Consider the following 24,320-nt stretch of genomic DNA (forward strand, 5'->3'; position numbering starts at 1 on the left):
CTTGTGCACACAGACGCAGACGGCGTCCGGGTCCGCGTCGGCCGGACCGACTGCGACAGAACGAGGGCGATTCTCGATGACCCATGTACTGCCCGGTTGGTACGACGACAGCGCCGGCATGATTCGTTGGTGGGACGGGCAGACATGGACGGACCACGTTCAGCAGCCGCACGACCCTGTCGTCATTCCGATGCCAGCAACGACACCACCCCCGACGTCGACGACGACGTCAGCATCCGCCCCCGGCAGCGACGGCACCCTCGCCGGCATCGGCCACGGGGAGAGCAAAGTGCCTTTCTTCGGCGCGCGGAAGGCAGCGGAACAGCTCGCTGCGCGAGTCGCCGAACTAGAAGGCGCCGCGGCGCGCTACGGCCATCTCGAGTTGCTCGACCTCGAGGCACAGCGAGCAGGGATCGCGGCGGACATCAGCAACGCGCATCGTGAGCTCCACGACGTCCAGACTTCGGTCGCTGCCGCCGCATCTGAGCTGGAGCGAGCACGACTCGCGATCATAGACGTACGGCAGACAGCAGGGATCCAGGAGCTCGGCCTGTACGACTACGACCACCCGGCCGAAGGTTCCGCTGACCTCGCGACGAAGCTTGAAGTCGTGCGATTGAGCGTCAAGCAGATGATCCGAGACAAGACGGCGGCTACTGCAACGACCGGCTTCACCTTCAACAACTCGGTTTCGAAGGGAACCAAGTTCGTCAACGACATGACGAAGATCCTTCTGCGCGCGTACAACGCGGAGGCCGAGAACTGCGTCAAGACGACGCGAGCCGGGAACCTCGCTACGGCCCAGAAACGCCTCACGACGGCCGCGGATCAGATCGCCCGGCAGGGTTCGATGATCGACTTGCGGATCAGTCCGCGCTTCCACGGACTGCGTCTGGAAGAGATATCACTCGCCAACCGTCATCTCGCTGCGCTCCAAGTCGAGAAGGAGCGCGAACGCGAACGTCGGGAGGAGCTGCGCGAACAGCGCAAGGCGGAGCAAGAACTCGAGCGGGAACAAGAACGCCTGAGGAAGGAACAGAGCCACTACGAGCTAGCGCTGGAGGCACTTCGACTCAAGGGTGACCACGCGGGCGTCGCGAGGATGGAAGCGAAGTTGGAAGACGTCCAGCGGGCGATCGACGACGTGGACTATCGAGCAGCGAACATTCGCGCCGGCTACGTCTACGTGATCTCGAACAAGGGGTCGTTCGGGGACTCCGTGGTCAAGATCGGCATGACGAGGCGCCTCGAACCCATGGACAGAGTCCGCGAGCTCGGGGATGCCTCGGTGCCGTTCCGGTTCGACGTGCACGCTCTGTTCTTCGCCCACGATGCCGTCGGCGTCGAGGCGATGCTCCATCGTCGCTTCGCCCAGCAACGCGTCAACCAGGTCAATTTCCGGAGAGAGTTCTTCTACGTGACACCGCAGCAAGTACTCGACGTCCTCCACCAGGAATCCGTCGAGATCGTCGAGTTCCGTCTCGAGGTGGAATCGGAGGAGTGGTCCATCAGTCGCTCAGCCCGCGAAGCGCGCATCGTCCAGCCCTCGGGGCAGAGCCGCGACACCCGTCCGCTCGTCTGAGCTCGGGCAACGAACTCCCCCGGCGGCGAGCCCGACCCCAGACACGATCGCTCGTTCATCGACGTGTCGCTCTCTGTTCTCAGACCAGCGCGTTCAGCCGGTCCACCAACCGCGCCGTCCGGTCGACCCCGAGTCTGAGCACGAGGGACTCCGAGAACCAGCGCACCCACACGTCTTCCACGTCGTAGACGGTCACGACGCCGTCCCGGAGGAGCAGGCGAGCCAGGTCGACCGCCTCCGGCTCGTACTCGTCCGCGGGAGCGCCGTCCGACGTCCCGGGCTCGAGGCCGTACGGGTCGACCTCGGTGAGAACGGCCAGGACCGCGGCCGTGATCTGCCGGTGGACGCGACTCTCGGCTCTCATGCTGTCAGCATCTCTCATCGGGCCGAGGATCGCGTTGCTGAGCCAGTCCAACGGGCGAGAGGCCTGCAGTCGGGCTCGACGGCTCCCGAGATCCAGCCCCAGGTGATCCGGGCGGTCCGGGCGGTCCGGTGCCCCGAGCGCCGCCTGCTACCCGGCGGAGGCCCGTCGGGAGAGCGAACCTAGCGACCGCGCCGCGCCCGCCAGCGGTCGACGACGAACACCGCGATGCCGACGACCACCAGCGCGAGGCCCATGACCAGCCACGGGGCGTCGTCGCCGGGGCTGCGTCCGAGTGCAGCCCGCACGACGAGGAACAGACCGACCACGACCGCCACCCAGGGCATGACGTGGCGCAGGGGATCGAACGTCAGGCGTCGGAACCGCCGCGGGACAGGCGCTTCGCCCTCGGTGCTGTCGTTCATGTGCGCCAGCATGCCAGGCCGGCCAGGCTGACGACGCTCGTCCGCCGTGGCCGGGGGCGGCGCCTCCTCGTCGTTCAGGAACGGGGCGGGCCGGGTTCCTGCGCCGTGCACGGTTCAGGAACATGCGTCCCGCCCTCGCGGGGAACAGGACTCAGGTTCCTGAATGAGGGAGGGGCGGAGGCGGAGGGGGAGGGGCAGGTCAGCGGCCTCGGCGCGGGCGGCTGCGGCCGGTGCCGCGCTGGGGGCCGCCGCGACCGCCGGGCGGCGTCCTGCCCTGGCCGGGCCCCGAGCCGCGACCGCCGGACGCCGCGCCCTTGCCCCCGGCGCCGCCCTTGCCGGGGCCCTTCGCCTTCGGGGCGGGAGCCGCCTGCGCGTCGTCGTCGCGCCTCCTCGACCGGCTGCTGTTGCGGGTTCGTCCGCGCACGACGCCGATGAAGTCGTCGATGTCGTCGTCGAGCTCGCCGTACGGCCAGACGAGGGCGATCGTGGTCGGCTCGACGTCGGAGAGGAACCGGTGCGTCACGCCCGAACGGCCGTGCAGCCGCGCCAGCGACTGCGGCATCACCGCGACGCCGGAGCCCGTCGCGACCACCTCGATCGCCTGCGCCTCGTCGAGCGCGGGGTCGAGGTCGTGCCGCACCTCGCCGGAGAGGTCGTCGAGCGAGAGCTCGTCGTCCTTGCCCGCGGCCGCGAGCGGGTGCTCCTTGCCCATGCAGACCACGGCCCGCTCGTCGTAGAGCGCGATGGACGAGAAGTCGTCGCCGAGCGCGAGGGGCAGCCGTGCGAGCACCATGTCGACGCGGTCGTCGCCGCGCAGCACGGCGAGGGCGTCGCCCGTCACCTCGACGACGTCGAGGGGCAGGTCGTCGCGCCGCTCCTCCCACAGCCGCGACCACTTCGAGAGGGTCACGCCGGGCACGAAGCCGATGCGGAAGGAGGCGCGGCTCGGCTCGGTCGTCATCGCGCCAGGCTACCGGGCGGGTCGCGTCCCCAGCCCCGGGGCCCGGCTCCCTCCCCCGTGCCCGCCGCCCGGCCCCCGTCCACAGGCCCGGGCCGGGGCCACGGCCCGGCGCCGCCCGGACGGTACCCTTGCGGCATGACCTCGGACACCCCCAGCGGCAAGAGCCAGCAGACCCTCAAGCCCTTCACGGCCGCCAAGAAGCTCGGGGTGCACCTGCCGGCGACGCCCGACTCGTTCCGGTCGACCCCCGTCACCCGCGAAGAGTTCGCCGAGCTGACCGCGAACCCGCCCGAGTGGCTGGCCGAGCTCCGCCGCACCGGGCCGCACCCCCGCCCCGTGGTCGCGCAGAAGCTGGGCGTCACGATCTCGGGCCTGGCCCGGGCCGGCATCGACGACGCGCTCACCACCGACGAGATCCACGCCCTGCTCGAGCAGATGCCGCAGTGGCTCGTCACCGAGCGCGCGAACCTCGCCGAGGTGCGCGACGAAGAGCTCCGCGTCAAGGAGCGCGACGCCGGCCGCGCCGTGCTGCGCGCCGAGCGCGAGGCCGCCGAGCGCGCCGAGCAGGAGCGTCGCGGGCTCTAGGCGGTCCCCGCCGGGCGAGGCCCGGCCACAGTGAGGCCACGGCTACGAAGAGGCCCCGGCGAGGCCCCGGCCACGGCCCCGGGCCGGGCCCTGGTCGCGTCGGGGCAGTAGCGTCTGAGCCATGTCCTTCAACGACGACACCCGCATCGACAGCAGCAAGGTCAAGCGAGCGGGCCGTGGCCGCACGACCGGCATCGCCGCAGGAGGCGTCGGCATCGTCGGCGTCATCGTCGTCGCGCTGATCAGCCAGTTCACCGGTGTCGACCTCTCCGGCCTCGTCGGGGGCGCCCAGGTGGGCCCGGCCCAGCAGGTCGAGGGCGAGGCGCTCGAGGGCTGCACCACCGGCGCCGACGCGAACGCGAGCATCGACTGCCGCATGGCCGGCGCCGCCGACTCGCTCGACACCTACTGGGCCTCGGCCGCGCCCGAGGTCGGCATCCAGGACTACGAGCGCCCGGACTTCTTCCTGTTCACCGCCTCCGTCGACACCGGCTGCGGAGGCGCCACGAGCGCCACCGGCCCCTTCTACTGCCCGCCCGACCGGTCGCTCTACGTCGACACCGACTTCTTCGACCAGCTGCGGGAGCAGTTCGGCGCCTCGGCCGGGCCCCTCGCCCAGATGTACGTCGTCGGGCACGAGTGGGGCCACCACATCCAGCAGCTCAGCGGCTCGTTCGACCGCGCCGACCGCAGCCAGACCGGCCCGGGCTCGGACACGATCCGCCTCGAGGTCCAGGCCGACTGCTACGCCGGAGCCTGGGTGGGCAGCGCCACGACGATCCAGAACGAGTACGGCGAGACGTTCCTCGAGCCCGTCACCCGCGAGCAGGTCGCCGACGCCCTCGACGCCGCCGCTGCGGTCGGCGACGACCGGATCCAGGAGGCGTCGGGCGGCCGCGTCGACCCCGACACCTGGACCCACGGCTCGGCCGACCAGCGCACGAAGTGGTTCGAGGCCGGTCGCGCCGGCGGGCCCACGGCCTGCGACACGTTCAGCGTGCCGACGAGCGAGCTCTAGGCGCCGCCTGCGCGGAGGCGGCTCTTGCCGAGAGGCGCCGCGCGGCTGCCGCCGCCCGCCTGCCGCCGCGTGCTCGCCGCCTCCCGCCTCCGCTCGCCGCCTCCGCCCTCCCGCACCGGGCGACGACCCGCCGAACTCCCAGCCGGTTCCCGACCACCCGGCGCGACGCAGGAGCAGACTCTGCTCACGTCGCGAGGAGGCACGTCATGGTCAAGACAGGCAGAGCAGTGGAGTACGACCGGTACGGGGAGATCGACGAGCTGCACTTCGTCCCGCAGCAGATGCCCGTCCCGGCCGACGACGAGGTCGTCGTCGAGGTCGTGTGCGCGGGACTGAACCACATCGAGAACTTCACCCGCAAGGGCGACTTCGAGGACCGCCTCCCGCAGACCTTCCCGGCCCGGCAGGGCTCGTGCTTCGCCGGCATCGTCAAGAAGCGCGGCTCGGCCGTGCGCGACGTCGCGGTCGGCGCCGAGGTGATCGGCCACGCCGTCGGCGGGGGCGCCCACGCCACGTGGATCGCCGTGCCGGCGAGCGCCGTCGTCCGCAAGCCGAGCAGCGTCTCGTGGGAGGTCGCGGGCGGTCTCTACCTCGCCGGCGCCACCGCCTACGACATCGTCCGGTCGCTGCACCTCGGCGAGGGCGACGTCGTCGTCATCACGGCCGCGGCCGGGGGCGTCGGGCACATCGAGTGCCAGCTCGCCCTCGCGGCGGGCGCGAAGGTGATCGGCACCTGCAGCCCCGGCAACCACGACTACCTGCGTCAGATCGGCGTCACCCCGGTGAACTACGGCGAGGGCCTGCAGGAGCGCATCGAGAAGGCCGCGGGTCGACCGGTCACGGCGTTCATCGACAACTTCGGCGGCGACAACCCCGCGCTCAGCCGCGAACTGGGCGTGCCCGAGTCGCGGTTCAGCTCGAGCGCGCACCGGCTCGACGTCGAGATGCGCTTCATCACGGCCGAGCGCGACGACACCGAGCCGTCGATGATCCTCGCCGCCCTGGCGAAGCTGATCGCCGACAACAAGGTGCGCGTGCTCATCTCGGGCTTCTACCCGTTCGACAACATCGCGCAGGCCTTCGAGGACCTCGCCGAGCACCACTCGCGCGGCAAGGTCGTCGTGGGCATGCAGCCGGTCGAGACGGGGGCCCGCTCGCACTGGTACCTGTCGGCGAAGGCGCGCACCTTCGCCGAGCAGGCCGGCTAGGGTCGGCCAGGGTTGACCCAGGGTCGGCCAGGGCCGGCTCCGCACCGCCGAGCGGTCGGATCTGGTCCTCCCCGGCCCGTCGACGGGCCGGAACCGACCACTCGACGCGGCGGCCCGCTCAGGGCAGGCGCAGCAGCGCGCCCGGGGCCCGCACCGTCGCGGCCGCGACCCGCATCGCGTCGGTGAGCGCCGCCTCCCAGTCGACGCTGTCCGGCGCCGACCGGCTCGCGAGCAACGACGCCACGACGGAGGCGAAGGTCGCGTCGCCCGCGCCCATCGTGTCGACGACGTCGCCGTCGAGCGGGACGATGCCCTGTCGCAGCGGCGGCCGCCCGGCGAGCGTGAGGCTGGCCCCGTCGGCGCCGCGCGTCGCGAGCACTGCCCCGGCGCCGGCGGCGAGCAGCGCCTCCTGCCACTCGTCGAGGGTGCCGTCGGCGACGAGCGCCGCGTCGTCCTCGCCGATCTTGACCAACGAGGAGGCGGCGGCGGCGCGGGCGAGACCGCTCGCGAAGGCCGCGGGGTCTCGCAGGAACCCGGGGCGCGGGTTCGGGTCGACGACGAGCCGCGGCGGCTCGGCCCCCACGGCGGCGAGCAGCCGATCGGTCAGCCGGGCGTCGTCGAACGGGTACGAGCTGACGGCGACGAGCGGCGCCGCCGCGAGGGCGGCGAGCTGGGCGTCGCCGAAGTCGAGCCCGCGGGCGACGGCCGCGTCGCTGAAGGCGTAGGTCGGCTCGCCGTCGACGCGCTCGCTGACGGCCCGGCCGGTGCCGAGCGGGTTCGCGGTGGCCACGAGCTCGACGCCGTGCTCGGCGAGGTGCGCGCGGATCGACGCGCCGTCGGCGTCGTCGCCGACCGACGCGAGCAGCGTGGTGGGGACGCCGAGGCGGCTGAGGCCGACGGCGACGTTGAGGCCGGCGCCGCCGACGTGGTCGTCCGAGCCCGCGGGGGTGCGCAGCTCGTCGATGAGGGCGTCGCCGACGACGACGACGCGCGGTGCAGACTGGTCCATGTCGACACCCTAGGGCCCGCCCGGGGCGCCGGCGCCGGTCCCCGCGCGGGGCCCGCCGACCCCACTACGCTGGCGCGGTGACTGACTACGTTCTCGCCGTCGACGTCGGCGGCACCAAGGTCGAGGCCGCTCTCGTCGCGGCCGACGGCGTCCTCTCCCCCGGCAGCCGCGACCGCCGCCCGACCGGCCACGACTCGACGAGCGACCAGCTGGCCGACGCCGTCCGCGCCGTGACGCGCCACGCCCTCGCCGCGCTCGGCGACGACGACGTGCTCGTCGGCGCGGGCATCGGCAGCGCCGGCCCGGTCGACCTCGTCGCGGGCACGGTCTCGCCGATCAACCTGCCCGCCTGGCGCGGGTTCCCCCTGCGCGGCCTCGTCGTCGAGCTGCTCGCCGAGGCCGCCCCGGCCGCCGGCGCCCCCGGCGAGCTGCCCGTCACCCTGCGCCTCGACGGCGTCAGCCTCGCCCTCGCCGAGCACTGGGTCGGCGCCACGCAGGGCGTCGACAACGCGGTCGCGATCACCGTCTCGACGGGCGTCGGCGGCGGGCTCATCGTGAACGGACGCCTCCTCTCGGGCGGCACGGGCAACGCCGGCCACATCGGCCAGATCCAGATCGCCGACCGCCCGGCGGGCGAGAGCGCCTGGGCCGCCACACTCGAGGTCATCGCCTCGGGCCCCAACGTGGTGCGATGGGCGCAGGAGCAGGGCTGGCAGGGCGAGCGCGGCGAAGACCTGGCGGCCGGCTACGTCGCCGGCGACGTGGTCGCCGTCGCGGCCGTGCGCCGCTCGGCCAACGCGGTCGGCGAGGCCATCTCGTCGGTGTCGACGCTGCTCGACCTCGACGTCGCCGCCATCGGCGGCGGGTTCTCGCGCGTCAGCGACGACTACCTCGACCTCGTCCGCACGACCGTCGAGGAGGCGCCCGTCAACGGCTACGCCCGTCGCGTCCGCGTCGTCCGCTCCGGCCTCAGCGACGAGAGCCCGCTCGTCGGGGCCGCCGCCCTCGTCTGGCAGGCGGACCTGCTCGGCTGACCCGCGCCTCCTGCGGCCCGGCCTGAGAACCGTTCCCGTCAGGAGCGGGCGTCGGCGGCCCTGCCTAGGCTGGGAGCATCCCCACGACGACGTCGGGATCCCGCGCGCCCGCACCCGGGCGCGCACGACCCGCCACCACACGGAGGTATCTCCATGCCCACCACCGTCCCCGTCATCCAGACCCCCTCGGCCGGCGCGCCCTTCGAGCGCTCCACGGTCGAGCTCCGCGACGTCGGCCCGAACGACGTCCAGATCGACATCGCGTTCGCCGGCATCTGCCACAGCGACATCCACCAGGCCCGCGAAGAGTGGGGCAAGGCCATCTTCCCGATGGTCCCCGGCCACGAGATCGCCGGCGTCGTCACGCAGGTCGGCTCCGACGTCACCAAGCACCGGGTCGGCGACCGCGTCGGCATCGGCTGCTTCGTCGACAGCTGCCGCGAGTGCGAGAACTGCCTCGCCGGCGAGCAGCAGTTCTGCACCAAGGGCAACGTCGCGACCTACAACGGCCGTCAGTACTCGGGCGAGCCCACCTACGGCGGCTACGCCAAGCAGATCGTCGCCGACGAGAACTACGTGCTGTCGATCCCCGAGGGCATCTCGCTCGACGAGGCCGCGCCGCTGCTCTGCGCCGGCATCACCACCTACTCGCCGCTGAAGCACTGGGGCGCGGGCCCCGGCAAGAAGGTCGCCGTCGTCGGCATGGGCGGCCTCGGCCACATGGCCGTCAAGATCGCGCACGCCCTGGGCGCCGAGGTCACCGTCATCAGCCAGACGCTCTCCAAGCAGGAGGACGGCCTGAAGCTCGGCGCCGACCACTACTACGCGTCGAGCGACCCCGAGACCTTCACGACGCTGCGCAGCTCGTTCGACCTGATCATCAACACGATCTCGGCCGACATGGACATCGACGCCTACGCCCGCACCCTGCGCCTCAACGGCACGATGGTGTTCGTCGGCCTGCCCGAGAACCCGCAGTCGTTCGGCGCCGGGTCGCTCATCGGCGGTCGTCGCAGCCTCGCCGGCTCGAACATCGGCGGCATCCCCGAGACGCAGGAGATGCTCGACTTCTGCGCCGAGCACCACATCGGCGCCGAGATCGAGACGATCAGCGCGGACGACGTCGACGACGCCTACGAGCGCGTCGTCGGCAGCAAGGTCCGCTACCGCTTCGTGATCGACACCGCCACGATCTAGCGTCGGCCGCACGCCCTCGCACGAAGGCCCCCTCCCGCACCGGGAGGGGGCCTTCGTCGTGCTGCGTCGTCGCCGGTGCGGGTGCGGGTGCGGGTGCCCGGGGCTGGTGCCGGGGCGGGTGCCGGGGCGGGCGAGTCCGTCGCGTCCGGGCGACCACGGACGCCCGCACCCGACGGACCCGCCCGCCCTGCCGTGCAGCCCTTGCCCTGCAGCCCCGGCCGCGCCGATCAGGGGGGGCCGGCCAGCAGCCGGAGGCAGGCCGAGGAGGCGCGGGTCGCCTACCGCGGGTCGGCGGGCGTGTTGAAGCGGTGCAGCCAGCCTGCGAACTCGGCGAGCTCGTCGTCGGTCCAGCCCTCGACGTGGCTGCGGAAGACGGCGCGGTTCTCGTGCCGCACCTCGAGCATGCGCGCCTCGGCCCGCTCGGTGCTGCCGAGCGTCACGACACGGCCGTCGGCGGCGTCGGGCGCGACGTCGACGAAGCCCGCCTCGCGCAGCAGCGCGACCTGGCGGCTGACGGCGCTCTTGTCGAGGGCCATGGCCTTGACGATGTCGCCCGCCGTGCAGGGCTGGTGCTTCATCACGTACCGGAGCACGTAGAACGCGGTCGGCGGCACGTCGGGGTCGAACCGCGACGCGGCGGCGGCGATGGTGCGCTTGGCCTCGACCATCATCGAGCCGATCTCGTCGACCACGCTCGCCATCAGGCCCTCGCGGCCGTCGTCGTCGGGCCCGGGCAGGCGCGGCGCGTCAGGCCCGGGCAGGCGCGGCGCGTCGAGCACCGCGCCCGCGGGCGCGCCGTCATCGGTCGGCTGCGACATCCTTCTCCTCGACCAGGGACGAGAACACCGGGCTCTCGGCCAGTTCGTCGTCCGACACCGGGTGGCCCGCCACCTCGGCGGCACCGGTGGCGATGATCGTGTCGATGGTACCGGTGCCGGCAGCCGCGTGGGCGTGGTGGCGGGGCGCCTCCGGGAGGTCGCCGCCCTGGTCGACGGGCGACACGGGGGCCGGGGACGAGGCTCCCCGCGACGTCGAGGCGTCGTCGGTCGTGGTCGCCGGGGCGCTGGACACGGCGGGGGCGAGCCCGGCGGTGGCCGCGACGCCCTTCTCCACGACGGAGGCGCCGGCAGCGTCGGCGCGGACGCCGTCTCCGCCGCCTTCGCCCTCGGAGTCGGCACCGGCAGCCCGACCAGCACCGGCGTCGGTCGCCGGGGCGGCGCCCGCAGCGCCCGCAGCCGGACCGTCGCCGGCCGCGGCCGCGCGCTGGATGCCCGTCTTCGTGCCGAGCTCGACGTTCGGCAGCAGGCACACGAACACGATGGTGATGACGGCCAGCGGGGCCGCGATGAGGAACACGTCGGCCACGCCCTGGCCGTACGCCGACTCGATGATGGTGCGGATCGGGCCGGGCACGGTGCTGAGGTCGGGGATGCTCGTCGAGCCGCCGCTGCCGAGCGCGCTGGGGTCGACCCCGGCGTCGGTGAGGCCGTCGGTGATGTAGCCCGAGACCTTGGTGCCGAGCACGGCGCCCATGACCGAGACGCCGATGGTGCCGCCGAGGCTGCGGAAGAACGCGACGCTCGACGAGGCGGCGCCGACGACGCTGACGTCGACCGAGTTCTGCACGACGAGCACGAGGTTCTGCATCACCATGCCGATGCCGAGCCCCATCATCGCCATGAACACGGAGACGATGGCGAAGTTCGTGTCGTACTCGATGGTCGACATGAGGAACAGGCCGGCGGCGAGCAGCACCGAGCCGACGATCATGTAGGGCTTCCACTTGCCGTACTTCGAGATGAGCGCACCGGCGACCATCGACGAGATGAGCAGGCCGAGCACCATCGGCAGGGTCAGGATGCCCGCCATGGTCGGCGACTGGCCACGGGCCAGCTGCATGTACTGGCCGAGGAACACGCTCGTGCCGAACATGGCGACGCCGACGCTGAGCGAGGCGACGACCGCGAACGTGAAGGTGCGGTTCTTGAAGAGCGTCAGCGGGATGATCGGCTCCTTCGAGCGGAACTCCACGACGACGGCGAGCGCCAGCAGCACGACGGCGCCGACGGCCATCAGCCAGCTGGTGGTCGAGGCCCACTCGAACTGCTTGCCGCCGAGCGACACCCAGACGAGCAGCAGCGAGACGCCGCCGGCGATGAGCCCGGCGCCCCAGTAGTCGACGACGACGGCCTTCTTCGGCTTCGGCGGCAGGTGCAGGGTGCGCTGGATGACGATGAGGGCGGCGATGCCCACGGGCACGCCGACGAAGAAGTTCCAGCGCCAGCCGATCGAGTCGGTGAGGACGCCGCCGAGCAGCGGGCCGCCGATGGTGCCGACGCTCATGACGGCGCCGAGGTAGCCCATGTACCGGCCGCGCTCGCGCGGGCTGATGATGTCGCTCATGACGACCTGCACCAGGGCGGTGAGGCCGCCGGCGCCGAGGCCCTGGAACACGCGGAACGTGATGAGCGTCGCGGTGTTCTGCGAGAACCCGGCCGCGACCGAGGCGAGCACGAACAGCACGAGCGCGACCTGCAGCAGCACCTTGCGGTTGGTCAGGTCGGAGAACTTGCCCCAGAGCGGCGTGCTCACGGTCGTCGCGAGCAGCGTCGCCGTGATGACCCAGGTGTACGAGGTCTGGCTGCCGTTCAGGTCGCTGACGATGCGCGGCAGGGAGGTCGACACGACGGTCGACGAGAGGATCGCCACGAGCATGCCCATCAGCAGGCCCGACAGGGCCGTGAGGACTTCGCGGTGGCTCATGCCGGGCGCCTCGCCCGGTTCGTGCGGAGCCGCGGGCTTCGTGCCCGCGGCGGTGGTGGTCTGCGACAAGGTCGGCTCCGTGGTGGCTCTGAGATGAGGGGACCCGGACGCCGTCGGCCAGGTAGTTGTAGAACCACAACCATACGCCTCAGTTGACGATCTGCAACCATCTTTCTGCAGATCGCGCAGAACTGCCTCCCCGCGCGCGCCCCCTCGAGGGCGGGTGTTCCGTGCCGAGGGCGGGTCGACGACGACCCGCCCTCGCACCGGAACACCCGCCCTCGGCACAGCGCGACCCGGCCACACGAAGGAGGCGCGGTGCCCGACGAACGGACACCGCGCCTCCTGCACGCACCAGACCAGGCCTAGCGGACCTCTTCGGGCCGCTTCTGCCGGAACATCTCGGCAGGCTGGTCCGGGCCGCGCCAGACGCCGACGATGCCCCAGGCGACGGCCGTCAGCGGCACGGCGATGACGGCGCCGACGATGCCGCCGAGCACGGTGCCGGCGGTCAGCGCGACGAGGATGACGAGGCCGTGCAGCTGCAGCGTGCGGCCCATCAGCACGGGCTGCAGGAAGTTGCCCTCGAGCTGGTTGACGACGACCACGATGCCGACGACGATCAGTGCCTGCACCGGGCCGAGGGCCACGAGGGCCACGAGGGCGGCCAGGATGCCGGCCGCGGTCGCGCCGACGAGCGGGATGAACGCGGTGAGGAACACGACGACGGCCAGGGGCAGCGCGAGGGGCACGCCCACGATCCAGATGCTGACGCCGATGCCGATCGCGTCGACGGCGGCGACCGTCGCGGTGCCGCGGACGTAGCCGCCGAGCGTCGCCACGGTCTTGTCGCCAATGCGGCGGGCACGGGCGTACTGCTGGCCGCGGAACGGGCGCAGCATGAACTCCCAGATGGCCGGCCCGTCCTTGAGGAAGAAGAACAGCACGACGATCATGAGCACCAGGCCGGTGGCGAAGCTGCCCACGGCGCTCGCGCCGGCGAGCGCGCCCGAGCCGAAGGAGGCGCTGGTCACGAAGTTCACGACGGTGTCGCGGACGTCCTCGATCTGCTGGTCGGTGATCGAGAACGGCAGGGTCGTGACGAAGTCCTGCAGCTGGCCGATGCCCTTCTCGGCGGAGGAGACGAGCATGCTCGCCTGGTTCTCGACCGCCCAGACGACGAGCCAGCCCACGAGGCCGAGCACGGCCAGGACCCCGAAGAGCGCGATGAGCGTGGCGAGCAGCGAGGGCACGCGGTGGTGCCGCAGGAACGACACGACGGGGTGCATCGCCGAGGCGAAGATGAGGGCGAGCAGCACCGGGATGGTGACGAGGCTCAGGGTCGTGAAGGCGTAGATGAGGCCGGCGACCACCACGACGACCACGATGATCTGGATCGAGCGGGTCGCGAGGCGCCCGAACGGGTCGCCCCACTGGTTCGCCTGGGTGGCGACGGCCTCGGCGGCGTCGGCCGTCGCGTCGCGCTCACGGCTGCGGAAGATGGGCACGTGGTGTCCTTTTCAACTCGGTGCGCCGATCGGGGGCGGCGGTGTTCGTCGGCCCGGTCGGCCGACAGCCCCCATCGAACCGCGTCAGCGCGCCCGAGGGCCGGAACCGGTGCGGCGTGCCCCGTCGGGTCGGCCGGCGCCGACGCCGGCGCGCAGCGAGAAGAGGTCACGGCGCCACCACCGCACGAACGGGACGCCGTCGCGGCCGTGCACGGCGAACGAGCGGACGGCCCGCGTGCTCCGCAGCCACTGGCGGCCGCCCCGGGCGAACGGGCGGGCCGAGATGGCGGCGACGACGTCGCGGCGCCACACGATGCGACCGGGCCGGCCGAGCACGAGGTCGCCGAGGTGAACGGCGAGGTCCATGTCGTCGTGCAGGCCCACGTCGCGGCGGTGCACCTCGTCGCGCACCGCCTCCCAGGCCGAGCGGCGCATCATCATCGTCGAGCCGAAGAGCGGCCAGTGGGCGAGCCCCGCCCCGACGAGCACGTGGTAGGCGCCGACGTAGCCGACCGACAGGATGCGCTGCAGCCCGACCGGGGCGTCGTAGAAGCGGGCGCCGGTGCTGACGGCCACGGCCTCGGGGCGCTCGTCGAAGGTGCGCACGAGCTCCTCGACCCAGGTGCGCGGCAGGACGCTGTCGGCGTCGCAGCGGCCGACGAGCTCGCCGAGCGCCGCGTCGTAGCCGGTCGAGGCCGCGGCGGCGATGCCGACGACGGGCTGGTGCAGCACGCGGGCTCCCCCGGCGAGGGCGACGGCGACGCTGTCGTCCGAGCTGCCGTTGTCGATCACGACGACCTCGTCGGCGAGCACCGTCTGCCGCGCGAGCGACCGGAGGCACGCCTCGAGATGGCGTGCGTCGTCACGGACGGGGATCACCACGGAGACGCGCACGGGGACCATCCTGCCCGCCTACCCTGGGCGCCATGAGCACCTCCGTCGTCGTCGTGTCCGACACCCACGTCCCGCAGAAGGCCAAGGCCGTGCCCGCGGCCGTGTGGAGCGCGGTCGAGAGGGCCGACGTCGTCGTCCACTCGGGCGACTGGACCGGCGTGCCGCTGCTCGACGAGTTCGAGGCCAGGGCGCGCCTCCTCGTGGCCGTCTGGGGCAACAACGACGGCGACGACCTGCGCGCCCGGCTGCCCGAGGTGGCCCGGACGACGATCGACGGCGTCCGCGTCGCCGTCGTGCACGAGACGGGACAGAAGGAGGGGCGCGAGACCCGCATGGACCGCGCGTTCCCCGAGACCGACCTGCTGCTCTTCGGCCACAGCCACATCCCGTGGGACACGACCAGCCCCGCGGGCCTGCGGCTGCTCAACCCGGGATCGCCGACCGATCGTCGCCGTCAGCCGCGGGCGACCTACCTGACCCTCGAGCTCGACGCCGGGCAGGTGCGCGACGTGCGCCTGCACGAGCTGCCGCTCAGGGCCGACCGGCTCGACGGGGTGCTGCCGCACCCCCGCATGCGGACCTAGCCGGCGGGCGTCTCGGCCGGGGCCTCGGCGGGCGTCTCGGACGGCGCCTCGGCGGGGGCGTCCGTCGGGGCGGGCGACGGCGTGGCCGTGGCGGCGTCGGCGTAGCTGTTGCCGGCGGCCGTCACGACGAAGTTGCGGAACTCGTCGTTCGAGAACGGCGTGCTGAAGTCGTACTGCTGGCCGTTGACGAGGATCGTCGGCGTGCCGCGGAACGTCTGGACGTTGCTGTTGGGCAGTGGCCCGTCGAGCGCCCGCTCGGTGGCGGCGCCGACCCACGACGCGAACTCCTGGTCGTCGATGCACTGGGTGATGCGCGACGGCGAGGTCACCCCGTCGACGCCGGTCGCGATCTCGGCCAGCCGGGCGTCGTCGAGGCCCTTGGTGCCCTCTTCGGGCTGGTTCTCGAACATGGCCGTGTTGAAGTCGAAGAACGAGTTCGGCGAGTAGTTGGCCACGCAGGCGGCGGCGTTGGCAGCGCGGTTCGAGTACTTCGTGCCCAGCGAGCTGTTGGTGAGGATGGCGATCGGGTGGTACTCGACCGTGGCCGCGCCCGACGACACCAGGCCGGCGATGTACTCGTTGTTCTCGGCCTCGAAGGCGCCGCAGATGGGGCAGAGGTAGTCGAGGTAGACCACGATGTCGACCGTGTCGGACGACGCGGTGGTCTCGGTCGCGACGGGCTCGTCGTCGGCGCCGAGGGCGGGCGTGGCCTGGGCCGTGAAGTCCTGGCCGATGCGGATGCCGTCGCTGGCCATGTTCGCCGGGCCGGGGCCCGCGGGCCGGATGCTGTTCGTGATGACGAGCACGATGCCGACGACGACCGCCAGCACGACGACGACGAGGCCGCCCTGCAGCAGCCAGCGGCCCTGCTTCTGACGGCGCTTCTGCTTCTTGCGGGCGAGCTGCGCGCGCTCGCGCGCGGCGGCGCGGCGCTGGTTCTTGCTCAGGGGCGCGGAGCCGCTGGGGCCGGTGTCAGTCATGGGACGTGTCTCCGATGCGCGACGAGGTGACGGTCGCGTCGTTGAGGGGATCAAGGGGCCCCAGGAGGTGCGGGGCCACGACGAATGCTACGAGCGCGGACTGGGAAAAGTCCAAACAACCCGTGGCCGGATCGTGACGCCGCGGCCCCCGTTCGGAGGTGGGGATGCGTCACCTCTGTGGCATGCTGGGGAGGATGGTCGCCGCTGACCCAGGGTGACCACCATTCCGTTCACGAAGGATCGTCCGGCACGTACCTGCCGGTGAAGGAGAAAAGAACCATGGCGTCCGTGACGTTCAGCAAGGCAACCCGTCTCTACCCCGGCTCGACCCGCCCCGCGGTCGACGCGATCGACCTCGAGGTCGCCGACGGCGAGTTCCTCGTCCTCGTCGGCCCCTCCGGCTGCGGCAAGTCGACCACCCTGCGCATGCTCGCCGGCCTCGAAGAGGTCAACAGCGGCGACATCTTCATCGGCGACCGCAACGTCACCGACGTCCCGCCGAAAGACCGGGACATCGCGATGGTGTTCCAGAACTACGCGCTGTACCCGCACATGACCGTCGCCGAGAACATGGGCTTCGCGCTCAAGATCGCCGGCGTCGGCAAGGAGGAGCGCGCCACCCGCGTGCTCGAGGCGGCCAAGCTGCTCGACCTCGAGCCCTACCTGTCGCGCAAGCCGAAGGCCCTCTCGGGCGGCCAGCGCCAGCGCGTCGCCATGGGCCGCGCCATCGTGCGCCAGCCCCAGGTGTTCCTCATGGACGAGCCGCTGTCGAACCTCGACGCCAAGCTCCGCGTCCAGACGCGCACCCAGATCGCGTCGCTGCAGCGCCGCCTCGGCGTCACGACGGTCTACGTCACCCACGACCAGACCGAGGCGCTCACCATGGGCGACCGCATCGCGGTGCTCAAGGACGGCGTCCTGCAGCAGGTCGGCACGCCCCGCGACCTGTACGAGAAGCCGCAGAACGTCTTCGTCGCCGGCTTCATCGGCTCGCCCGCCATGAACCTGCTGCCCGCCGACGTCGTCGACGGCGGCATCCAGTTCGGCACCGCGGTCACCGCCGTCGACCGCGACACCGTCGGCCAGGCCAACGGCACGAGCGTCACCATCGGCGTGCGCCCCGAGGACGTCGTCGTCAACACCGCCGGCGAGGGCCTCGCGGTCACCGTCGACGTCGTCGAAGAACTGGGCGCCGATGGCTACCTGTACGGCCACACCGAGGTGAGCGGCCAGCGCGTCGACATCGTCGTGCGCGTCGACGGTCGCAACCACCCGAAGCTGGGCGAGACGATCCACATCACGCCCCAGGCGCACCACGTGCACGTCTTCGACACCGAGTCGGGCGAGCGCCTCGGCGACAAGGCCGTCGTCAGCGCGTAGCGACACCCCTGATCGGCCCGTCGAGCCCGCCCGGAGCACCGCTCCGCACGGCTCGGCGGGCCGATCCCCTGTGTCGGGCACCGCGCCTCCTGGGCCCCCGGCCGTCCGCTCCCCTCCCCCGAAAGCGACCATGAGCGACTCCCTCAACATCACCTCCGCCACGGCCGACCCCGCGCTGCTCGACCTGCCCTGGGACCTGCCGCTCGACGAGTGGCCCGACGACGCGATCGCGACCCTGCCGAAGGGCATCTCGCGGCACCTCGTGCGCTTCGCGCACCTCAGCGGCTACGTGATCGCCATCAAGGAGACCTCGGGAGAGATGGCCCGCGGCGAGTACGAGATGCTCCGCACGCTGCAGCGGATGGACATCCCCTGCGTCGACCCGCTCGCCGTGATCACCAACCGGCGCGACGCCGACGGGAGCCTGCTGAACCCGGTGCTCGTGACGCGGCACCTCAAGTTCTCGCTGCCGTACCGCGCCCTGTACTCGCAGACCCTCCGCCCCGACACGGCGACCCGGCTCGTCGACGCCCTCGCCCTGCTGCTCGTGCGGCTGCACGTGATCGGCTTCTACTGGGGCGACGTGTCGCTGTCGAACACGCTCTTCCGCCGCGACGCCGGCGCCTTCGCCGCCTACCTGGTCGACGCCGAGACGGGCAAGCTGTACCCGGGCGGCCTGTCGAACGGCCAGCGCGAGAACGACCTCGAGGTCGCCCGCGTCAACATCGCCGGCGAGCTGCTCGACCTCGAGGCCGGCGGCCGCCTCGACGACAACCTCGACGCCGTCGAGGTCAGCAACGGCATCGTCGCGAAGTACCGCAGCCTCTGGACCGAGCTCACCGGCAGCGAGACCTTCGACAGCTCCGAGCGCTGGCGCATCAACGACCGCGTCGAGCGGCTCAACGACCTCGGGTTCGACATCGAGGAGCTGGCGATCAAGACGACCGAGGGCGGCACGCAGGTGCGCATCCAGCCCAAGGTCGTCGACGCGGGGCACCACTCGCGGCGGCTGCTGCGCCTCACCGGCCTCGACGTCGAGGAGAACCAGGCGCGGCGCCTGCTCAACGACCTCGACGCCTACCGCCTGCGCACCGGGCAGATCGACGCCGACGAAGAGATGGTGGCGCACGAGTGGGCCGCGCGCGTCTTCGAGCCCGTCGTGCGCTCGATCCCCCGCGAGATGCGAGGCCGGCTCGAGCCCGCCGAGGTGTTCCACCAGCTGCTCGAGCACCGCTGGTACAAGTCGCAGCAGGAGGGGCGCGACGTGCCGATCGCCGAGGCGCTGACCTCGTACATCAACGACGTGCTGAGGCACCGACGCGACGAGCGCACGGTCATCGCCCCCGCGACGGAGTCGATCCGCCTGCCCGACGCCGAGCTGCTCGACGACGAGGACGACGACGCCGAGGACGACTGGCGCGCCAAGGTCTGACCTGCCCCTGCGGCCCTCTCGAACCCCGAAGTGGACGAAGCACCCCGAAACGACGGGGTGTTTCGTCCACTCCGGGGTGCGCGGCGAATGTCGGGCGGGTCGGACGGGTCGGACGGGTCGGCGCGGGTCGGGAACGCGGAGGAGGCGCGGTGCCGGCGCACGGGCCGCAGACGCCGAGGAGGCGCGGTGCCGGTCCGACCGACACCGCGCCTCCTCGTGCTGGCGGCCCGCGCTACTTGCGCTCGGCGCGCAGCCTCGAGATCTCGTAGAGCGTGACGCTCGCGGCCATGCCGGCGTTGAGCGACTCGACGGCGGTCGTGATGGGGATCGACACGACCGCGTCGCAGGTCTCGGCGACGATGCGCGACAGGCCCTTGCCCTCGCTGCCGACGACGACGACCAGGGGGCGGTCGGCGAGCTCGAGGCCCGGCAGCATCACGTCGCCGCCGCCGTCGAGGCCGAGCACGAAGACTCCCTGCTCTTTGAACGACTTGAGCGTCTGCGTGAGGTTCGCCGCCATCGCCACGGGGATGCGCGCGGCGGCGCCCGCCGAGGTCTTCCACGCCGACGCGGTGAGGCCGACCGAGCGTCGCTGCGGGATGATGACTCCCTGGCCGCCGAACGCGCCCACCGAGCGGATGATCGCGCCGAGGTTGCGGGGGTCGGTGATGCCGTCGAGGGCGACGAAGAGCGGGGTCTGCTGGCGCTTGACCGAGGCCTCGAGCAGGTCGATCGGGTGCGCGTACTGGTACGGCGGCACCTTGAGCGCGACGCCCTGGTGCACCGAGTCCGGGCCGGTCAGGCGGTCGAGCTCGGGGCGCATGACCTCGAGCACGGGCAGGCCGCGCCGCGTCGCCAGGGTCAGGATCTCCTTCGTGCGGTCGTCCATCTCGATGCGCGCCGCGATGTAGAGCGTCGAGGCGGGGATGCGCGTGCGCAGGGCCTCGAGCACCGAGTTGCGGCCGGTGACCATCTCGCTGTCGTCCGACGACTTCGGGCGGCGACGGGGCGCCTCCTGCCCGCCCCGGCCGGCGACGGCCGACCCGGCGCGCGGACCGTTGCCCGCACGGCCGCGGGCGGCGTCGAGGCGCTCGCGCGCCGCCTTCGCCTTGCCGGCGGGGTGGTACGGGCGGTCTTCTGCCGCGGGCGTGGGCTTCTTGCCCTCGAGCGCCTGGCGTCCCTGGCCCCCGCTGCCGACCTGCTTGCCCTTGCTGCCCTTGCGGACGGCGCTGCTGCCCGGACGGCCCTTGCGTGCTCCGCTGGTGTTCTTCACTGTTCGAGGCTCCAATGCGACCCGCTGGGGGTGTCTTCGATGGTGATGCCGGCGGACGCCAGCATGTCGCGTACGCGGTCGGCCTGCGCGAAGTCGCGCGAGGCCCTGGCTTGCTGACGCTGTGCGAGGAGGGTCTCGACGATGGTACCGAGCGCGCGGTGCGCGTCTCCCTCGTCGGCGCCGCGCCACTCCGGCGCGAGCGGGTCGACGCCGAGCACGGCGACCATGGCCTGCACGTGCTGCCACTCGCGGGCGGCCGTGTCGAGGTCGCCGTCGTCGAGGGCCGAGTTGCCGGCGCGCACGGCGTCGTGCAGCACGGCCAGCGCCTGGGGCACGTTGAGGTCGTCGTCCATGGCCTCGGCGAAGTCGTCGGGCACGACGCGCGCGCCGACCCCGGCGAAGCGGGTGCCGACGAGTCGTCGGCCGGCCCGCGACAGGAACGTCTCGATGCGGTCGAGGGCCGCCTCAGCCTCGACCAGGGCGCCGTCGTGGTAGTCGATCGTCGAGCGGTAGTGCGCCGAGCTGAGGAACCAGCGCACGACGACGGGCCGCGCCGACTCGAGGAACTCGCTCGCGAAGATCGAGTTGCCGAGCGACTTCGACATCTTCTGGCCCTCGACGGCGACGAGGCCGTTGTGCAGCCAGTACGACGCGAACTCGTCGCCGGCCGCGGTCGACTGCGCGAGCTCGTTCTCGTGGTGCGGGAACCGCAGGTCGAGGCCGCCGCCGTGGATGTCGAACGCGGTGCCGAGGTACCGGCGCGACATCGCCGAGCACTCGATGTGCCAGCCGGGCCGGCCGTCGCCCCACGGCGACGACCACGCGGCCGAGGCGGGCTCGTCGGCCTTGGCGCCCTTCCAGAGCGCGAAGTCGCGCGGGTCGCGCTTGCCGCGCGGGTCGGCGTCGGCGGCCGGCGCCATGTCGTCGAGGCCCTGGTTGGTCAGCGCGCCGTAGCTGGGCCAGCTGGCCGTGTCGAAGTAGACGTCGCCCGAGCCGTCGGGCGCGACGTAGGCGTGGCCCTTGTCGATCAGGGTCGTCACGAGCTGCTGCATCTCGGTCACGCTCGCGGTCGCGCGCGGCTCGTAGGTGGGGGCGAGCACGCCGAGCGCCTGGTAGCCCGCGGTGAACTCGAGCTCGAAGCGGTAGGCCCGGGCCCACCATTCTTCGTCGGTGCCGCTCGACAGGGCGAGGATCTTGTCGTCGACGTCGGTGACGTTGCGCACGAGCGTGACGTCGAGCCCGCGGTAGGTGAACCAGCGCCGCCACAGGTCGTAGACGAGGGCGGAGCGCAGGTGCCCGATGTGCGGCGACGACTGCACCGTCGGCCCGCAGACGTAGAGCCCGACCTTGCCGGGCACGCGGGGGACGAAGTCGACGAGCGCCTGCTCGCGCGAGTCGTAGAGGCGGATGGTCACGCGGATCGGTCCGTTTCGGTGGGGTCGGTCTGGGTGGTCGGGTCGACGGCGCCGGTCTCGGCGCCGTCGGCGCGCGAGGGGCCCCGAGGAGGCGCGGTGCGCTCCCGCGGCTCGACCACCGACACGAGTGCGGTCGCGATCGCCGTCACGCCCTCGCCTCGCCCGGTGGCGCCGAGCCCGTCGGTGGTGGTCGCGGAGACGCTGACGGGCGCGCCGACGACCTCGATGAGGCGCGCCTCCATCTCGAGGCGGCGGCGGGCCAGGCGCGGGCGGTTGCCGATCACCTGGACGGCGACGTTGACGACGTCGAAGCCGGCGTGGGTGAGCCGCTCGAGCGCGGCGGTGAGGAACACCTCGCCGCCCGCGCCCGCGAAGCGCGGGTCGTCCGTGCCGAAGACCGAGCCGATGTCGCCGAGGCCGGCGGCGGAGAGGAGCGCGTCGACGACGGCGTGCGCCACGGCGTCGCCGTCGCTGTGCCCGGCGAGGCCCGCCTCGTCGGGGAAGTGCAGGAGGCCGAGGTGCATCGGCTCGGCGGCGTCGAAGGCGTGCACGTCGACGCCGAGCCCGGTGCGGAGGCGCTCGGCGGCGGAGCGCCCGGCGGCACCGGCACCGGCCCCGGCTGACCCGGCGGCGGCGGCGCCCTCGGCGACGAGCGACTCGGCCCGGCGGAGATCCCACGAGGTGGTGATCTTGAAGGCGAGGGGGTCGCCCGGGACGACGACGACCTCGTGGCCGGCCGCGGCGAAGAGGGCCGCGTCGTCGGTGTGCTCGACGGCGACGCCGTCGGCCGAGGACGTGGCCGCTTCGGCGTAGGCGGCGTCGAGCTCGGCCCGCGGGAACCCCTGGGGGGTCTGCACGGCGACCAGCTCGGAACGGTCGACGGTGCCGACGACCCGACCCGCGCCTCCGGCGGGGACCTTCTTGATCGTGTCGGTGACCGGCAGCCCGGGCACGACGCCGTGCCCGCCGGCCTCGACGGTCTCGGCCACGAGGTCGAACTGGCTCGTCGGCGTGAACGGGCGCGCGCAGTCGTGCACCAGCACGGTGCGGACGTCGGGAGCTACTGCGGCCAAGCCGGCGGCGACGGAGGTCTGGCGACTGTCGCCGCCGACGACCACGGTCGCGTGGTCGGCGGCGACGCCCGCGACCTCGCGCACGATCGCGGTGGCCTCGTCGACGAGGGCCGCGGGCGCGACGACGACGACGTGCGTCGGCACCGCCGACGCGAAGACCGCCTCGAGGGAGCGGGCGAGGATGCTGCGACCGGCCACCTCGACGAACGCCTTCGGCCGCCCCTGGGCCAGTCGGGTGCCGCTGCCCGCCGCTACGACGACGACCGCGCGGGCGGTGCCGCCGGGGAGTGAGACCCCGGGGGCGCCGACCGCGCGGTCGTCGGTGGTGCTAGGACGCAAGAACCTCGTCGAGCACGCTCGACGCCTTCTCTTCGTCGGTCTTCTCGGCGAGGGCGAGCTCGCTGATCAGGATCTGGCGGGCCTTGGCGAGCATGCGCTTCTCGCCGGCCGAGAGGCCGCGATCCTGGTCACGGCGCCAGAGGTCGCGGACGACCTCGGACACCTTGATGACGTCGCCGGACGCCAGCTTCTCGAGGTTCGCCTTGTAGCGGCGGGACCAGTTGGTGGGCTCTTCGGTGAACGGCGCGCGCAGCACGTCGAACACGCGGTCGAGCCCTTCTTTGCCGATGACGTCGCGGACGCCGACCAGGTCGACGTTGTCCGCGGGTACTTCGATGGTCAGATCACCCTGGGTGACGCGAAGCTTGAGGTACAGCTTCTCTTCGCCCTTGATGATCCGCTTCTTGACTTCAGATATCGTCGCGGCCCCGTGATGGGGGTAGACGACGGTCTCTCCGACCTCGAACTGCATGAATCAGGCTCCGTTCTGCGGCACCCAGGATAACATGCGCGCCCCTCGGCCAGGCATGCCTGAGAAGCCGGGGTCGACGGCATCGCCTAGGCTAGGCGAGAACCCTTGCCGTGAACTGGATCCTGGAGGTCACCCGTGCGAGTCGGACCTGTGCTCGAGACGAACTCGACGGTCGCCCGTGCGCGACGATTCTCCCGCGGGGCGTCGATCACCGCGGTCGCCCTGGCCGTCGTGACCCTGGCCGCGGGCTGCAACTTCATCAGCCCCCAGCGCACCACGAAGATCTACGACGCCAGCGACGGCACCAGCATCACCGTCGGCGACGTCAAGGTGCGCAACGCCATCGCCCTCACCGACGACGGCACCGAGGCCAGCCTCGTCATGACCGTCATCAACGACGGCGACGAGCCCGTCGAGGTGGGCTTCCAGTACGAGACCGGGTCGGGCGACGAGACGCAGACCGTCGAGGTCGACGCCCGCTCGCAGGTCGACCGCGGCACGAGCACCGACGTCGACCAGCTCGTGATGAGCGACCTCGACGTCACGCCGGGCCAGCTGCTGCCCGTGTTCGTCCAGTACGGCACCGAGACCGGCAAGACGCTGCAGGTGCCCGTGCTCACCGGCGACCTGCCCGAGTACTCGACGCTGCTGCCGACCCCCACGCCGAGCGGCGTCACGGTCGAGCCCGGCCAGGGGTCGACCCCGCTGCCCGAGAGCGACGTCCAGGAGTCCGAGCCCAGCCCGTCGGCGACGGCCGACCGCTGACCCGCGGACCCCGCACGTCGACCCCGGCGTGACAGAGGCCCGGCTCCCGCAGACGCGGGGCC

General features: G+C 72.4%; 23 protein-coding genes. 10 read left to right on the forward strand and 13 right to left on the reverse strand.

Annotated elements, in window-relative coordinates:
- Window positions 1–76: 76 nt before the first annotated feature.
- Window positions 77–1,582 carry a DUF4041 domain-containing protein gene (locus tag FHR78_RS08040; protein WP_166760006.1) on the forward strand — a complete coding sequence of 502 codons (1,506 nt, stop codon included), beginning with the start codon at window positions 77–79 and terminating at the stop codon, window positions 1,580–1,582.
- A gap of 79 nt (window positions 1,583–1,661) precedes the next feature.
- Here FHR78_RS08040 and FHR78_RS08045 read toward each other — a convergent pair whose 3' ends face one another.
- The 3 genes from FHR78_RS08045 to FHR78_RS08055 form a co-directional block, all read right to left on the reverse strand.
- Window positions 1,662–1,946, reverse strand: a complete 285-nt coding sequence (locus FHR78_RS08045) for a hypothetical protein (RefSeq protein WP_166760007.1) — start codon at window positions 1,944–1,946, stop codon at window positions 1,662–1,664.
- A gap of 179 nt (window positions 1,947–2,125) precedes the next feature.
- The gene (locus FHR78_RS08050; RefSeq protein WP_166760008.1) at window positions 2,126–2,368 is read right to left on the reverse strand and encodes a hypothetical protein; all 243 of its coding nucleotides are present in this window, start codon (window positions 2,366–2,368) and stop codon (window positions 2,126–2,128) included.
- Between the two features lie 199 nt (window positions 2,369–2,567).
- Window positions 2,568–3,329 carry a LysR family transcriptional regulator substrate-binding protein gene (locus FHR78_RS08055; RefSeq protein WP_166760009.1) on the reverse strand — a complete coding sequence of 254 codons (762 nt, stop codon included), beginning with the start codon at window positions 3,327–3,329 and terminating at the stop codon, window positions 2,568–2,570.
- Between the two features lie 135 nt (window positions 3,330–3,464).
- Between FHR78_RS08055 and FHR78_RS08060 the strand changes: the two genes are divergently transcribed.
- From FHR78_RS08060 to FHR78_RS08070, 3 genes are all read left to right on the forward strand, one after another.
- Window positions 3,465–3,914, forward strand: a complete 450-nt coding sequence (locus FHR78_RS08060) for a DUF5997 family protein (RefSeq protein ID WP_166760010.1) — start codon at window positions 3,465–3,467, stop codon at window positions 3,912–3,914.
- Between the two features lie 121 nt (window positions 3,915–4,035).
- Complete coding sequence (ypfJ, locus tag FHR78_RS08065) at window positions 4,036–4,932, forward strand: KPN_02809 family neutral zinc metallopeptidase (protein WP_166760011.1); 897 nt, start codon at window positions 4,036–4,038, stop codon at window positions 4,930–4,932.
- Window positions 4,933–5,138: 206 nt separating this feature from the next.
- Window positions 5,139–6,140, forward strand: coding sequence for an NADP-dependent oxidoreductase (locus tag FHR78_RS08070; protein WP_166760012.1), 1,002 nt, complete (start codon window positions 5,139–5,141; stop codon window positions 6,138–6,140).
- A 118-nt stretch (window positions 6,141–6,258) separates the two neighbouring features.
- Here FHR78_RS08070 and FHR78_RS08075 read toward each other — a convergent pair whose 3' ends face one another.
- The gene (locus FHR78_RS08075; RefSeq protein WP_166760013.1) at window positions 6,259–7,149 is read right to left on the reverse strand and encodes a PfkB family carbohydrate kinase; all 891 of its coding nucleotides are present in this window, start codon (window positions 7,147–7,149) and stop codon (window positions 6,259–6,261) included.
- A 77-nt stretch (window positions 7,150–7,226) separates the two neighbouring features.
- On the opposite strand from FHR78_RS08075, the gene FHR78_RS08080 reads away from it, so the two are divergent.
- Window positions 7,227–8,183 (forward strand): ROK family protein, encoded by a 957-nt coding sequence (locus FHR78_RS08080; protein ID WP_166760014.1) that lies wholly within the window; start codon window positions 7,227–7,229, stop codon window positions 8,181–8,183.
- Between the two features lie 153 nt (window positions 8,184–8,336).
- Entirely contained in the window at window positions 8,337–9,380 is a 1,044-nt protein-coding gene (locus FHR78_RS08085; protein ID WP_166760015.1) for an NAD(P)-dependent alcohol dehydrogenase, read from the forward strand.
- A gap of 278 nt (window positions 9,381–9,658) precedes the next feature.
- Here the strand turns inward: FHR78_RS08085 and FHR78_RS08090 are convergent, their stop codons facing one another.
- The 4 genes from FHR78_RS08090 to FHR78_RS08105 form a co-directional block, all read right to left on the reverse strand.
- The gene (locus FHR78_RS08090; protein WP_166760016.1) at window positions 9,659–10,198 is read right to left on the reverse strand and encodes a MarR family winged helix-turn-helix transcriptional regulator; all 540 of its coding nucleotides are present in this window, start codon (window positions 10,196–10,198) and stop codon (window positions 9,659–9,661) included.
- Window positions 10,179–12,143: a DHA2 family efflux MFS transporter permease subunit gene (locus FHR78_RS08095; protein ID WP_166760017.1), complete on the reverse strand. Its 1,965-nt coding sequence runs from the start codon at window positions 12,141–12,143 to the stop codon at window positions 10,179–10,181. Before FHR78_RS08095 ends, FHR78_RS08090 begins: the two co-directional genes overlap by 20 nt.
- 365 nt (window positions 12,144–12,508) lie before the next feature.
- On the reverse strand, window positions 12,509–13,651 hold the full coding sequence (locus FHR78_RS08100; RefSeq protein ID WP_166760018.1) for an AI-2E family transporter: 1,143 nt from the start codon (window positions 13,649–13,651) through the stop codon (window positions 12,509–12,511).
- 84 nt (window positions 13,652–13,735) lie between these two features.
- On the reverse strand, window positions 13,736–14,545 hold the full coding sequence (locus FHR78_RS08105; protein WP_166760019.1) for a glycosyltransferase: 810 nt from the start codon (window positions 14,543–14,545) through the stop codon (window positions 13,736–13,738).
- 32 nt (window positions 14,546–14,577) lie between these two features.
- On the opposite strand from FHR78_RS08105, the gene FHR78_RS08110 reads away from it, so the two are divergent.
- A complete protein-coding gene (locus FHR78_RS08110; RefSeq protein WP_166760020.1) occupies window positions 14,578–15,129 on the forward strand; it encodes a metallophosphoesterase family protein in 552 nt (183 codons plus the stop codon).
- Here the strand turns inward: FHR78_RS08110 and FHR78_RS08115 are convergent.
- Window positions 15,126–16,109: a DsbA family protein gene (locus FHR78_RS08115; protein WP_166760021.1), complete on the reverse strand. Its 984-nt coding sequence runs from the start codon at window positions 16,107–16,109 to the stop codon at window positions 15,126–15,128. The genes FHR78_RS08110 and FHR78_RS08115 overlap by 4 nt on opposite strands.
- 279 nt (window positions 16,110–16,388) lie before the next feature.
- On the opposite strand from FHR78_RS08115, the gene FHR78_RS08120 reads away from it, so the two are divergent.
- Window positions 16,389–17,489 (forward strand): ABC transporter ATP-binding protein, encoded by a 1,101-nt coding sequence (locus tag FHR78_RS08120; protein ID WP_166760022.1) that lies wholly within the window; start codon window positions 16,389–16,391, stop codon window positions 17,487–17,489.
- A 130-nt stretch (window positions 17,490–17,619) separates the two neighbouring features.
- Complete coding sequence (locus tag FHR78_RS08125; RefSeq protein ID WP_166760023.1) at window positions 17,620–18,921, forward strand: DUF4032 domain-containing protein; 1,302 nt, start codon at window positions 17,620–17,622, stop codon at window positions 18,919–18,921.
- 232 nt (window positions 18,922–19,153) lie between these two features.
- Here the strand turns inward: FHR78_RS08125 and rlmB are convergent, their stop codons facing one another.
- Genes rlmB through FHR78_RS08145 form a run of 4 tightly spaced genes read right to left on the reverse strand, consistent with a single transcriptional unit; the run spans window position 19,154 to window position 23,493 of the window.
- Window positions 19,154–20,194 carry a 23S rRNA (guanosine(2251)-2'-O)-methyltransferase RlmB gene (gene rlmB, locus FHR78_RS08130; RefSeq protein ID WP_166760024.1) on the reverse strand — a complete coding sequence of 347 codons (1,041 nt, stop codon included), beginning with the start codon at window positions 20,192–20,194 and terminating at the stop codon, window positions 19,154–19,156.
- Entirely contained in the window at window positions 20,191–21,609 is a 1,419-nt protein-coding gene (gene cysS / locus FHR78_RS08135; RefSeq protein ID WP_166760025.1) for a cysteine--tRNA ligase, read from the reverse strand. Before cysS ends, rlmB begins: the two co-directional genes overlap by 4 nt.
- Window positions 21,606–23,021 carry a 2-C-methyl-D-erythritol 4-phosphate cytidylyltransferase gene (gene ispD, locus FHR78_RS08140; RefSeq protein ID WP_166760026.1) on the reverse strand — a complete coding sequence of 472 codons (1,416 nt, stop codon included), beginning with the start codon at window positions 23,019–23,021 and terminating at the stop codon, window positions 21,606–21,608. The genes cysS and ispD overlap by 4 nt, the downstream gene beginning before the upstream one ends.
- Window positions 23,011–23,493, reverse strand: coding sequence for a CarD family transcriptional regulator (locus FHR78_RS08145; protein ID WP_043597211.1), 483 nt, complete (start codon window positions 23,491–23,493; stop codon window positions 23,011–23,013). The genes ispD and FHR78_RS08145 overlap by 11 nt, the downstream gene beginning before the upstream one ends.
- Window positions 23,494–23,628: 135 nt before the next feature.
- Between FHR78_RS08145 and FHR78_RS08150 the strand changes: the two genes are divergently transcribed.
- Window positions 23,629–24,258, forward strand: coding sequence for a hypothetical protein (locus tag FHR78_RS08150; protein ID WP_166760027.1), 630 nt, complete (start codon window positions 23,629–23,631; stop codon window positions 24,256–24,258).
- The last annotated feature ends 62 nt before the right edge of the window (window positions 24,259–24,320 follow it).

Source organism: Frigoribacterium faeni, from assembly GCF_011761235.1.
In the GTDB taxonomy this organism is placed as follows: domain Bacteria; phylum Actinomycetota; class Actinomycetes; order Actinomycetales; family Microbacteriaceae; genus Frigoribacterium; species Frigoribacterium faeni_A.

What these genes read in the sequence shown, in the direction of transcription:
- FHR78_RS08040 (WP_166760006.1), top strand. Translation starts at nt 77, where the DNA reads ATGACCCATGTACTGCCCGGTTGGTACGACGACAGCGCCGGCATGATT.
- FHR78_RS08045 (WP_166760007.1), bottom strand. Translation starts at nt 1,946, where the DNA reads ATGAGAGCCGAGAGTCGCGTCCACCGGCAGATCACGGCCGCGGTCCTG.
- FHR78_RS08050 (WP_166760008.1), bottom strand. Translation starts at nt 2,368, where the DNA reads ATGAACGACAGCACCGAGGGCGAAGCGCCTGTCCCGCGGCGGTTCCGA.
- FHR78_RS08055 (WP_166760009.1), bottom strand. Translation starts at nt 3,329, where the DNA reads ATGACGACCGAGCCGAGCCGCGCCTCCTTCCGCATCGGCTTCGTGCCC.
- FHR78_RS08060 (WP_166760010.1), top strand. Translation starts at nt 3,465, where the DNA reads ATGACCTCGGACACCCCCAGCGGCAAGAGCCAGCAGACCCTCAAGCCC.
- ypfJ (WP_166760011.1), top strand. Translation starts at nt 4,036, where the DNA reads ATGTCCTTCAACGACGACACCCGCATCGACAGCAGCAAGGTCAAGCGA.
- FHR78_RS08070 (WP_166760012.1), top strand. Translation starts at nt 5,139, where the DNA reads ATGGTCAAGACAGGCAGAGCAGTGGAGTACGACCGGTACGGGGAGATC.
- FHR78_RS08075 (WP_166760013.1), bottom strand. Translation starts at nt 7,149, where the DNA reads ATGGACCAGTCTGCACCGCGCGTCGTCGTCGTCGGCGACGCCCTCATC.
- FHR78_RS08085 (WP_166760015.1), top strand. Translation starts at nt 8,337, where the DNA reads ATGCCCACCACCGTCCCCGTCATCCAGACCCCCTCGGCCGGCGCGCCC.
- FHR78_RS08090 (WP_166760016.1), bottom strand. Translation starts at nt 10,198, where the DNA reads ATGTCGCAGCCGACCGATGACGGCGCGCCCGCGGGCGCGGTGCTCGAC.
- FHR78_RS08095 (WP_166760017.1), bottom strand. Translation starts at nt 12,143, where the DNA reads ATGAGCCACCGCGAAGTCCTCACGGCCCTGTCGGGCCTGCTGATGGGC.
- FHR78_RS08110 (WP_166760020.1), top strand. Translation starts at nt 14,578, where the DNA reads ATGAGCACCTCCGTCGTCGTCGTGTCCGACACCCACGTCCCGCAGAAG.
- FHR78_RS08115 (WP_166760021.1), bottom strand. Translation starts at nt 16,109, where the DNA reads ATGACTGACACCGGCCCCAGCGGCTCCGCGCCCCTGAGCAAGAACCAG.
- FHR78_RS08120 (WP_166760022.1), top strand. Translation starts at nt 16,389, where the DNA reads ATGGCGTCCGTGACGTTCAGCAAGGCAACCCGTCTCTACCCCGGCTCG.
- FHR78_RS08125 (WP_166760023.1), top strand. Translation starts at nt 17,620, where the DNA reads ATGAGCGACTCCCTCAACATCACCTCCGCCACGGCCGACCCCGCGCTG.
- FHR78_RS08145 (WP_043597211.1), bottom strand. Translation starts at nt 23,493, where the DNA reads ATGCAGTTCGAGGTCGGAGAGACCGTCGTCTACCCCCATCACGGGGCC.